The organism is Asticcacaulis sp. (genome assembly GCF_020217185.1).
GTDB lineage: Bacteria > Pseudomonadota > Alphaproteobacteria > Caulobacterales > Caulobacteraceae > Asticcacaulis.
Genome location: NZ_JAIWNX010000164.1, coordinates 1 through 10,000, shown reverse-complemented (window position 1 = coordinate 10,000; position 10,000 = coordinate 1). Strand labels below are relative to the sequence as shown.

The 10,000-nt window shown below is 61.0% G+C and carries 8 protein-coding genes and 1 pseudogene; 3 read left to right on the top strand and 6 right to left on the bottom strand.

Annotation, left to right across the window (positions count from 1 at the left end):
- From LDL37_RS08175 to LDL37_RS08165, 3 genes and pseudogenes are all read right to left on the bottom strand, one after another.
- A pseudogene (locus LDL37_RS08175) lies at nt 1-649 on the bottom strand (S9 family peptidase); the annotation flags it as partial.
- 113 nt (nt 650-762) lie between these two features.
- Nucleotides 763-2,082, bottom strand: coding sequence for a hypothetical protein (locus tag LDL37_RS08170; protein ID WP_290796551.1), 1,320 nt, complete (start codon nt 2,080-2,082; stop codon nt 763-765).
- A gap of 11 nt (nt 2,083-2,093) precedes the next feature.
- Nucleotides 2,094-3,692, bottom strand: coding sequence for a tetratricopeptide repeat protein (locus tag LDL37_RS08165; protein WP_290796548.1), 1,599 nt, complete (start codon nt 3,690-3,692; stop codon nt 2,094-2,096).
- A gap of 347 nt (nt 3,693-4,039) precedes the next feature.
- On the opposite strand from LDL37_RS08165, the gene LDL37_RS08160 reads away from it, so the two are divergent.
- Together LDL37_RS08160 and ettA are read left to right on the top strand one after the other, a co-directional pair.
- Nucleotides 4,040-4,528: a GAF domain-containing protein gene (locus tag LDL37_RS08160; RefSeq protein ID WP_290796545.1), complete on the top strand. Its 489-nt coding sequence runs from the start codon at nt 4,040-4,042 to the stop codon at nt 4,526-4,528.
- Nucleotides 4,529-4,640: 112 nt separating this feature from the next.
- On the top strand, nt 4,641-6,308 hold the full coding sequence (ettA, locus tag LDL37_RS08155) for an energy-dependent translational throttle protein EttA (RefSeq protein WP_290796542.1): 1,668 nt from the start codon (nt 4,641-4,643) through the stop codon (nt 6,306-6,308).
- Nucleotides 6,309-6,767: 459 nt separating this feature from the next.
- Here the strand turns inward: ettA and LDL37_RS08150 are convergent, their stop codons facing one another.
- The 3 genes from LDL37_RS08150 to LDL37_RS08140 form a co-directional block, all read right to left on the bottom strand.
- Complete coding sequence (locus tag LDL37_RS08150) at nt 6,768-7,574, bottom strand: hypothetical protein (RefSeq protein WP_290796540.1); 807 nt, start codon at nt 7,572-7,574, stop codon at nt 6,768-6,770.
- Nucleotides 7,571-8,341, bottom strand: a complete 771-nt coding sequence (locus LDL37_RS08145; RefSeq protein ID WP_290796537.1) for a hypothetical protein — start codon at nt 8,339-8,341, stop codon at nt 7,571-7,573. The genes LDL37_RS08150 and LDL37_RS08145 overlap by 4 nt, the downstream gene beginning before the upstream one ends.
- Before the next feature lie 288 nt (nt 8,342-8,629).
- The gene (locus LDL37_RS08140) at nt 8,630-9,091 is read right to left on the bottom strand and encodes a MarR family winged helix-turn-helix transcriptional regulator (protein ID WP_290796534.1); all 462 of its coding nucleotides are present in this window, start codon (nt 9,089-9,091) and stop codon (nt 8,630-8,632) included.
- A 235-nt stretch (nt 9,092-9,326) separates the two neighbouring features.
- Between LDL37_RS08140 and LDL37_RS08135 the strand changes: the two genes are divergently transcribed.
- Nucleotides 9,327-9,905, top strand: coding sequence for a YqaA family protein (locus tag LDL37_RS08135; protein ID WP_290796531.1), 579 nt, complete (start codon nt 9,327-9,329; stop codon nt 9,903-9,905).
- Nucleotides 9,906-10,000 lie beyond the last annotated feature (95 nt).

Below are 10,000 nucleotides of genomic sequence, written 5' to 3'. Positions count from 1 at the left end.
CGGCCGTCAGCGACACGGCCGCGCCGCCGCTCAGCGGCACGTAAAACAGGTGGTTGCGCGTCCCGTCGGCCCAGGTGTCCCAGTGGCGCACGAACAGGCGGTCATAAATGACGCCGGTGGATTTGTCGGCCTTCTTTTCGGCCTGCACCTTTAGCGTACACTCAATCTCTTCGGTCTGGCACGCCTCCTCGATCGCCAGCGACAGGACCAGCCCCTTACCGTCCGGCGACAGCTTGTACGACCCGACATCGAGCGGCAGTTTGGTCACCTGCACCGCTTCGGCGTCGTTGAGATCGGTCTTCCACACCTGCATCGAACCCGATCGCGCCGAAAGGAAGTACAGCGCGCCATCGGAGCCCCATTGCGGCGACAGGGCCCCGCCCTTCGACGCGGTGGTCAGCGGCCTTGAGGTGCCGGTCTTGAGGTCTGTTAGCCACAGGGCATTGACGCCCTTGGTCTTTTCGGCGTTCAGCGTGCGCACCTGAAACGCCGCGTGGGTTTCCGCCTTGTTCACCGTCAGCCCCGACAGACGCTGCATCGACACGAGGTCGTCATAGGTGAAAGGTTGCTTGTCCTGCGCCTGAACGGAAAGCGCAGGGAAAAGAAGCGCGGCGGCCAGACCAGCCGTAGCAAGGAGACGAGACTTCATCGGAAACCCGTTGGTTACAACAGAAAGGAAGCGTTGTTAGACCGCGCTTTCGCTGACCTGTCGAGTCCGCCCGCCGGAGTCCGGGTTAAAATTTGGTAATAATCCGGTGAAGCCTATTTCGAGGCGACCAGCAGACGCGGCCAGTAGTCGGCAAACATGTACTGGCGCGTCGCGTCGGCCGGGATATCGAACTCAGACCCCTTATACCACGGCGTGCAGGTGCGTTGCGCCGGGTCGAGATTGCCCCATTGCAGCTTCGGGCACGGCTCGTTTGACGGGTCGATCAGATTGTCCACGGCACGGATTTCGCCGCGCGAGGAGGCCAGTATGCCCGCCGTGCGAATCCGGGCGATCTGGTTGCCCCCGATGAAGCCCGTACCGTCCTCAATATTGATGGCGATTTCGTTCGACAGAATCTTGTTGTCGATGACGCGCAGACGGTTGAGGCTGGAGGTCACACCATGTTCCGAGAAGTCGATCAGCGAGCGCGACAGCAGGGCTTCGCCGCCGCCGGACAGGCTCAGGGCCGAAGCGAAGAATTCGATGCGCATATCGTCCATAGACAGGATGGAGTCGCCGGAATCGAGCTTGACCTCCATGCCCACCGCCCCGGCACCGCGTTCAAACCCGCGCCAGTCGGCCAGTTGCTGCACCGTCACGCCGGTCATCTGCGAATCGCCGCTGAGCACCGCATAGAGACCACCTGCCGTCGAGGTCACGCCCGCCTGTTCGGCATAGAGCTGCGCCGAATTGACGGCGACGGCGACCGTGCGCGTTTTGGCCACCACAAAGGACGACAACAGGTTGAGACGCCCGCCGGACACGTGCACCGCAGCGGAGTCGCCCTCATAACGCACGGTCGAATTTTGCAGCGTCAGTTCCGAACCGGAGCTGTAGATACAGGCCGACTGCCCGCCGCGACGCGAGGCGATCAGCATGTTTTTCAGTATCACCTTGCTGGCCTGCGGATTGATGCGCAGGCAGGATTCGCCATCGGGAGCCACCAGCACCGGCAGACGTGAGTCGCTGCTTTCGCCGACAATCGTCAAGGATTGATTGATCATCAGACTGGCGACGCAGGAGCGGTTGCGCGCCACCAGTTTGAGCACGCCGCCGGGGCGCATCCGGCGCACCACGTCTTCGACATAGGCCTGACGCGCCGTATCGCAATTGATGGTCGCACTCCACTTCGAGCCATAATAGCCGTAGCGGTTATGAGGCTTGTAGGACTTGCCGTGGCAGGTCTTGAGCTGCGCATCCAGCAGGACGCCGAAGCACGGCCGGGTCAGGGCCTCGGTGCGCGCCGCATTATAGCCGTTGCTGTAGCTGGCGCCATAGCTGGTCTGCGTCTGGGCCGAGGCCGCGGACACGCCGCCGAACAGGGCGGCCACAACAAAGGCGAGGTGAGCGGCAAAGGTAACAACTGAGCGCATGGTCATTTCCCTCACCGCCCCGGATTGGTCGAAATCTGGTTGAGCACGGCCTGCAGACGCGAAGCCGACGGACGGAACCCGGCCAGCGCCGAGTCGAGACGCAACACAACGGCCTGCGCCTTATCCTGATCGGCGACGCCGCTCAGGCCCAAGGCGAAATAGGTGGACATGGCAAAGCGCGCCTCGGCCGAGCCCTGCTTTTCGGCCTGCTGATACCAGTAGTAGGCGCGGGCATAGTCGGTCGGCACCCCCACCCCTTCGGAATACATGACCGCCAGCACAAGCTGCGCCTGCGACGAGCCATTGGTCGCCGCCAGCTGAATGGCGCGTACCTTATCCAGATTGGTCATGCGCGACCCGTCGGGGCGGCCCAGTATGGCGCGCAGGGCCGACAGGGTCTGCGGCGGCACGCGGCCCGCCGAATACACGGCCTCGGTCGGACGCGAACCGCCCGAAACCTGAGCGATGTCGGCATCATTGGGCCCGACGGGGTAGCGTTCCTGACCCGGATTGTCGTCGCTGTCCGCTCCGCCGCTGACGCGCTGAACCGGTGCTGATCCCTGCGCCAGATCGAGATAGACCAGCGCGCGCCACACATGGATAAACGGCAGCTCATCCATGCGCGACAGGGCGTATTCGTAAGCGTCGGTGCGCGGACGGCTCTCGTCCGAATGCGGCACCCCCCCGGCGGGCGCGTCGGGCGGGTAGAATTCAAACGGCGACACCCAGCGCTTGGCCTTGGCCTCGACAAAGGCCCCGTAACGGCTGCGTTCGGGGGCGGACTTTTCAAAGTCCTTCAGCATCACATAGGCACCGACATCGCCGGTTTCCGCCGCCTTATAGTTATAAAGGTAAGCATCGACGTCGTTGCGCGGGAACAGGCTGATGACGTTGGGGCGGCCATCGACCGGATTGCGCATCATGGCGCGCACCGCTTCGCGGTTATCAACGGGCTCACCCATCGGACCGTACTGATCGTCATACAGGCGACCGAGCGTGCGGAAGCCATCCGCCCCCAGTTGCGCCTGAATATAGATGACGCGGTCGCGCACCTTATCGCGCTCGGAATTGTCCATGCGCGCCAGAAGCGTCTCCAGCTTGCGATAGGCAACGGAGCGTTCCACCGCCCGGCACTTGTCAAAGCGCGAGGCCATCTGACCGTTTTTGAGCGTGCGGTTGATCGGCGCGAACCCTTCGGGATTGGTCAGGGCCATGACCAGCCACACCGACGCCTCGGTCGGGTCTTCGAGGTTCTTGTCCGTGGCACGTTCGGCCATATAGCGGCTGGCCAGTTCAAGTTGCGAGAAGAAGTCGTTGGCAAAGGCGTGCTTGCGGAAATAGCGAACCGCCCGCTCCTGCTCATTGAAGCCAGCCCCGCCATTATCGGCCATGGGCGGACGCGGACAGCCGCTGACGCCACGCGGCCCGTCGCCGCCGCCGCCCAGCCAGTCCACCGACACATCGCAGGCCGTCAAAGGCAGGCTGAGCGCCGCCGTCAGCATCACCGCCGCCGCGGCGCGGAACGGCACGCGGCTCATCAGCTTCCGGCCGGTACGACGGGCGGTCTTATCACCGGCGCCGTTGCACCTCATGTCTTCGCTAATTGACATCACGCATCGCCCCGACATGAATGCCGGCAAAATTATGGTTAACAAATCTTGTGTTAGGGATCGTGCGACCTGTCAAGCGCCCCCATCCGGTCCATTTGCGATACCGGCAAAGCGTTGCCGGATTGTCGCGGACCCTGACGAAACCCAGATGGAAAAACCCAGCCCCTGAGCGGTACGTCAACCCCCGTATAACGCCCTAATGATAGCGTTAATTTCCGCGCCTTGGCCAGAGAAAAGTGTTAAGAGCCGCCCGTTCCGGGACACTTTTCCCTGCCCCGGAGACAAAATCCATATCCGCCCCTTATGATTTCGCCCATAAGGCGAAATTCACCCCGCACAGGTCCGTCATGCTTACCGTGTCACAGAAACAAGAAATCTATCAGTCGCTTAAAAAAGAGATTCTGTCGGTGCTCGATTCTGAGCCCAATCAGGTGGCGCGCATGGCAACCGTGGCCTGTCTGGGCGCTCAGGCCTTTGAGACCTGGTTCTGGACCGGCTTCTATGTCGTCGATGAAACCAAAAAAGCGCAGGGCATAGATGAACTGGTGGTCGGCCCCTATCAGGGCACGCTCGGCTGTCTGCGCATTGATTTCAGGCGCGGTGTGTGCGGCGCGGCAGCGCGCGAACGCACCACACAGGTGGTGGCGGACGTGCACGCCTTTCCGGGGCATATTGCCTGTGACTCGCGCTCCAACTCCGAAATCGTCGTGCCGGTATTCAACGCCAGAGGCGAACTGATCGCCGTGTTCGACGTCGATTCGGAAAGCTATGGCGCGTTTGACGACACCGACCGCGTGGCGCTCGAAGACCTGATGCAGGCCGTGTTCGGGGTTTAATCCCACCCCACCCCTGGGGCCCTGAACCCTATTTTCAGGTTGTGATTTTGCCCCCCCTCGGCTAAACCCGCCGCACCATTCCATACATGTGAAACAAAGGGTGCCTCCTCGCATGGCGCAACAATATATTTTCCAGATGCAGGGCCTGACCAAGCATTACCCCGGCGGTAAGAAGGTCTTTGAAAACATCTGGCTCAGCTTCTATTCGGACGCCAAGATCGGCGTCGTCGGTGTCAACGGTTCGGGTAAGTCCACCCTGCTGAAGATCATGGCCGGCATCGACAAGGAATTTTCGGGCGAGGCGCGCGCCGCCGAAGGCACCAAGATGGGCTATCTGGAGCAGGAGCCCAAGCTGGACGAGACGAAGACCGTCTGGGAAAACGTCATCGACTGGTGCGAAGAAAAGAAGATCGTCGATCGCTTCAACGAAGTCGCTGCCCTGATGGGCGAAGAATATAGCGACGAACTGATGGAGGAGATGAACGCCCTTCAGGAGAAGATCGACGCCGGTGACCTGTGGGACATCGACAGCCGCATCGAAATGGCCATGGACGCCCTGCGCTGCCCGCCGAACGATTCCGGCGTGACCAAGCTGTCGGGGGGTGAAAAGCGCCGCGTGGCGCTGGCCCGCCTGCTGCTGTCCAAGCCCGACATGCTGCTGCTCGACGAACCGACCAACCACCTCGATGCGGAATCGGTCGCCTGGCTTCAGCACCACCTCGAAAACTTCCCCGGCTGCGTCATCCTCGTCACCCACGACCGTTACTTCCTAGATCAGGTGACCAAGTGGACGCTGGAACTCGACCGCGGCAAGGGCGTGCCCTATGAGGGCAACTATTCCGGCTGGCTGGAGCAGAAGCAAAAGCGCGTCGTGCAGGAGCAGTCCGAATCCGAAGCGCGTCAGCGCGCGCTCACCCGCGAACTGGAATGGGTGCGTTCCGGTGCCAAGGCCCGTCAGGCCAAGTCGAAGGCCCGCCTCGCCGCCTATGAGCGCATGGTCGAGGAACAGGAACACGCCACCAAGGCCCAGACCTATGCCACCATCCAGATCCCGCCCGGCCCGCGCCTCGGCAACGTGGTCATCGAGGTCAACGGCCTCGAAAAGGAATTCGGCGACAAGGTGCTGTTCAAGGATTTGTCGTTCAAACTGCCGCCCAATGGCATTGTCGGCGTCATCGGCCCGAACGGTGCCGGTAAGTCCACCCTGTTCAAGCTGATCACCGGTCAGGAAAAGCCCGATGCCGGCACGATCAAGCTGGGGGAAACCGTCAAGCTCGCCTATGTCGATCAGTCGCGCGACGACCTCAACCCCGATCACAATGTCTGGCAGGCCATTTCCGGCGGCACCGACGTGATGATCGTCGGCAAGCGCGAAATCAATTCACGCGCCTATGTCGGCGGCTTCAACTTCAAGGGCGGCGATCAGCAAAAGAAGGTCGGCCTGCTGTCCGGTGGTGAGCGCAACCGCGTCCACCTTGCCAAGACGCTGGCGTCCGGCGGTAACGTCATCCTGCTCGACGAACCGACCAACGACCTCGATATCGAAACGCTTCAGGCCCTCGAAGAGGCCCTCGAAGACTTCGCAGGCTGCGCCGTGGTCATCAGCCACGACCGCTGGTTCCTCGACCGTCTGGCCACCCACATCCTCGCCTTCGAAGGCGACAGCCACGTGGAATGGTTCGAAGGCAACTTCGAAATGTACGAAGAAGACAAGAAGCGCCGCCTGGGCACCGACAGCCTGATCCCCAAGCGCATCAAGTTCCAGAAGTTCGCGCGATAGCAGGGCCACAGGCCCTGCACCCGATTGTTGGAGCAGAAAAAAACCGCCGGAGTTTCAAACTCCGGCGGTTTTTCTGTTCTGTACCTCCCCAGCTTGCTGGGGCATAGCGCAGCGAAAGTATAGCTTTCGCCAGCGTTGGGACCGCCTCTTTCTTATACCTCCCCAGCTTGCTGGGGAGGGGGACCGCACGAGCCATGAAATGGCGAGATGCGGTGGTGGGGGCTTACGCCTTAAAGCGATGTGCGGAAAAGTGTGAGCGGTTTTCCGCAAAAACATCGCGACGAAACAAAAATTTAGAACGAAATGGCGTTTCTACCTAAAGTCATTTTGCTCTAGCCCACAAGCCCTGTGGCCTTTGAAAATTCTCAGCCCCCCCTCCGGTTCTGCCTTCGGCAGACCGGTTTCCCCCCGCCACACGCAGGGGGATAGAATTGCTGAACCGGAACTACTTACGAGAGTCTAAGCCAGCATGTTGCGCTTGTGCTTGGCCAGCTTGCCCTTGGTCGGGCGCGGCGCGGGCGGCGGCAGGTCGTCCGGGCCGATGGGCGTCGTTTCCGCCACCGTGACCACGACCAGCTCGTCCGGCTGGCGCGTCTTCGCCTTTTTCTTTTCCGGTCGGGGCGTTTTCGGCGTCGGCGCGCCGCCCCACGGATGGCGCGGGTCAATCAGACCCCGGCTATGGAAGAAGGCCGAGGTCACGCTCTTGCGCCCCAGTTCGGCCTGCGCCCCTTCCAGCAGGTTGAGGATATGCGCCTCATCCTTCCACGCCTCGTGAAAGTCCTGCAAGGCGCGCCACACGGCCACCCGATGCTCGTCCGTAGTCATATCGACCTTGACCTTGGCCGGAGGGTCTTTCTTGGGGTTATCCGGATCGGGCTCCGGCTCGGACAGGGCTTTTTTGAGGTCGTCGAAAGGCTTACCCGACTTGTCTTTCAGCGCCAGCAGCGTCCCCAGCTTGGCCTCGATCACGGCTGACAATTCGCGCGCCCGCTCAAGCTGCAAGGCCCCTGACGCGCTGACCGCCAGATGCAGGCTGTAGCGTACACTGTCGTAGATCGCCTTCGCCGAGGCACGATAACGCGCCTGCTGCCCGGCCTTTGATAACTGTCCCGACAGCCATACGGTCAGGGCAAACAGCACCACACCCGCGATCAGAAAACCCAGCAAAAGCATCAGCGTATGACCATCGAGCACGATGGTCGCCACCGCGCGCGGGCCTTCCCCGAAGGGATCGCCGAAATCCTCAGGCGCGTCTGAATACCTCATCTCTGCCACCTCGGACGGGCCGCCTCGCCGCCGGGCTCACCCGCCCCATAGAGGGTGCGCGGGTCGCGCCATTCCGCCGTCGTCAATTGCCGGAACACCGCCGCATAGTGCTCACGCATCAGACCGATATCCCGCCACGGCGCGGCCAGTTTTTGCAGCGTCAGCCAGACTTTTGTGGTGGTATCAAAACCCGGCTTGGGAGCTTTTTTCTCTTCGGCCTTGGGCAGGCCCACCACCTCACCACCGACCGCGGCCACGGCACCTGCTGTCGCCCCCGATTCCGCCACACCCGGCTGACCATTATTGACAGCGATATTGATGACCGTGCCACCCGACATGCCACTCACGCCCCCCTTGGCCGCCTCCGGCTTCTTGTCCGGCTCGACCTCCTTGACGGCGCTGTTGGCTTTGTTGAGCGCGGCGTAATGCTTGCCGATCAGGTCCATCAGTTCGGTCGTATTGCCGAAAATTTCCTGATTGGCGTCGATGGCGGCGTTTGATTTATCGCGCACATTGGCCGCCGAACCGCGCACGGCGTCACCGATCACCGCCCCCAGCGCATCGACATTGCGATTGAGCGCCGGCGGCAGCCCCGTCCGGCGACGGGCCCCAACGATCAGGCCCGCAATGAGCATCAGCACGCAGAAGCCAATGCCGATCATCCACAACAGGCCGCCGCTGTACCACAGGCGCACCAAGGTATCCCACAGGCTGGGGTCATAAAAGCCGTCCGGCGGCGTGGCGTAATCGTCCCCGGTGTAGCGCATGAACCCTGAAAACCTCCCCCAAAGTGGTTAACGTGCCAAAGGGTTAACAGATTGCCACGCTTTGCACCAGCGGGGTAGATCGAATTCACACTGTCGCTGCAAAAAGGGCTCACCCCCGAAAGGATGAGCCCTGTGCGTTCGTTATGAAGCGGAATGGTTTTGATGGAATCGTTCGGCTTTAGAAACCACAGATTTCACAGATTGCACAGATTACCCGTGTTTGGTGTCACACGCACAGGCGCGTAGCGCCTATCTGTGAAATCTGTGTCATCTGTGGTTCAAACCCTTTCACCGTGCGCTGCGGCCCTGAGTCTTCGTGGCGGCGTCTTCGATGCGGCGCAACAGGTCCTTCATCAGCTCGATCTCTTCGACGCTGAGATTGGCCAGCACTTCCTTTTCAAACTCCACCGCCGACGGGGCGACGTCGTTGAACAGGCGCTGGCCTTCCGGCGTCAGGATGAGGTGGTGCGAACGGCCATCGTGTTCATGGGGGGCGCGGGTGATCAGGCGGCGCTTGGCCAGGGCCTGAGCGGCGCGCGAAATGGTCACCTTGTCCATGCCGGTGCGCTTGACCAGCGCCTGCTGGGTCGAGGGGCCGTCTTCGTTCAGTACCCAGATCAACCGCCATTCCGGAATCTTCAGACCATAGAGGCTGTCATAGGCCGTCGAAATCAGCCCCGATACCGCGTTGGAGGCCACAGACAGGCGATAAGGCAGGTAATTATCGAGCGACAGCTTGCTATAGGGCATCGGATATCCTCTCAAAAGGTAACTCTGCTATTGCCGTTTTAATGTCATAAATACAAATGAGAATTTTTTAATTCGTCATAAACCCGGACTAATGCGCGATGGCCTTGTTTTCGACACGGTAGCGGCGCAGGGAGCACGCTCTTTATTTATTTCGCGCCGCAACAGGGTGTGAGGCGACAAGCCCCGTGCAAGCTGTTATGGCGGCAGGAATATCTTCTAGTTACGGATTTATCCCTTGCTGCGCCCGCTTTACGACTGGACCCTGAAACAGGCGGCCCGTCCCAATGCTGAAAAAGTTCTGGCCGCGATTTCGTTTGCCGAAAGCTCTTTCTTTCCCATTCCGCCCGATGTGATGCTGGCACCGATGGCGCTGGCCAAGCCGGAAAAGGCCTATCGTCTCGCCTTTATCTGTACCGTGGCGTCTGTGCTGGGCGGGCTGTTCGGCTATGCCATCGGCTATTATCTGGCCGATATCGGGCTCAAAATTCTGGGCCTGTTCGGCTATTCGGGCAATCTCGACAGCTTTCACGCCATTATTCAGGAATGGGGCGCCTGGGCCATCCTGATCAAGGGCCTGACGCCGATTCCGTTCAAGCTGGTCACCATTGCGTCGGGCATGGGTCAGCTCAATCTGGCGATTTTCTTCATCTGCTGCGTCATCACCCGCGGCGCGCGGTTTTATCTGACGGCCTTCCTGCTCAAGCGCTTTGGCCCGCAGGCGCGCGAACTGATCGAAAAGCGCATCAATCTGGTGGCCATCGCCGGTGTGGCCGTGATCGTGCTGGGGATCGTCGCCGTCAAATTCATGCACTAACTCATTATGGTTTCTGCTAGAAACTTAATGAGTTAGATTTTGTTTTGCCCCTCGCCGGGCGGTGGCTGCACCACCTTGGCCGCCGCCTCAATGGC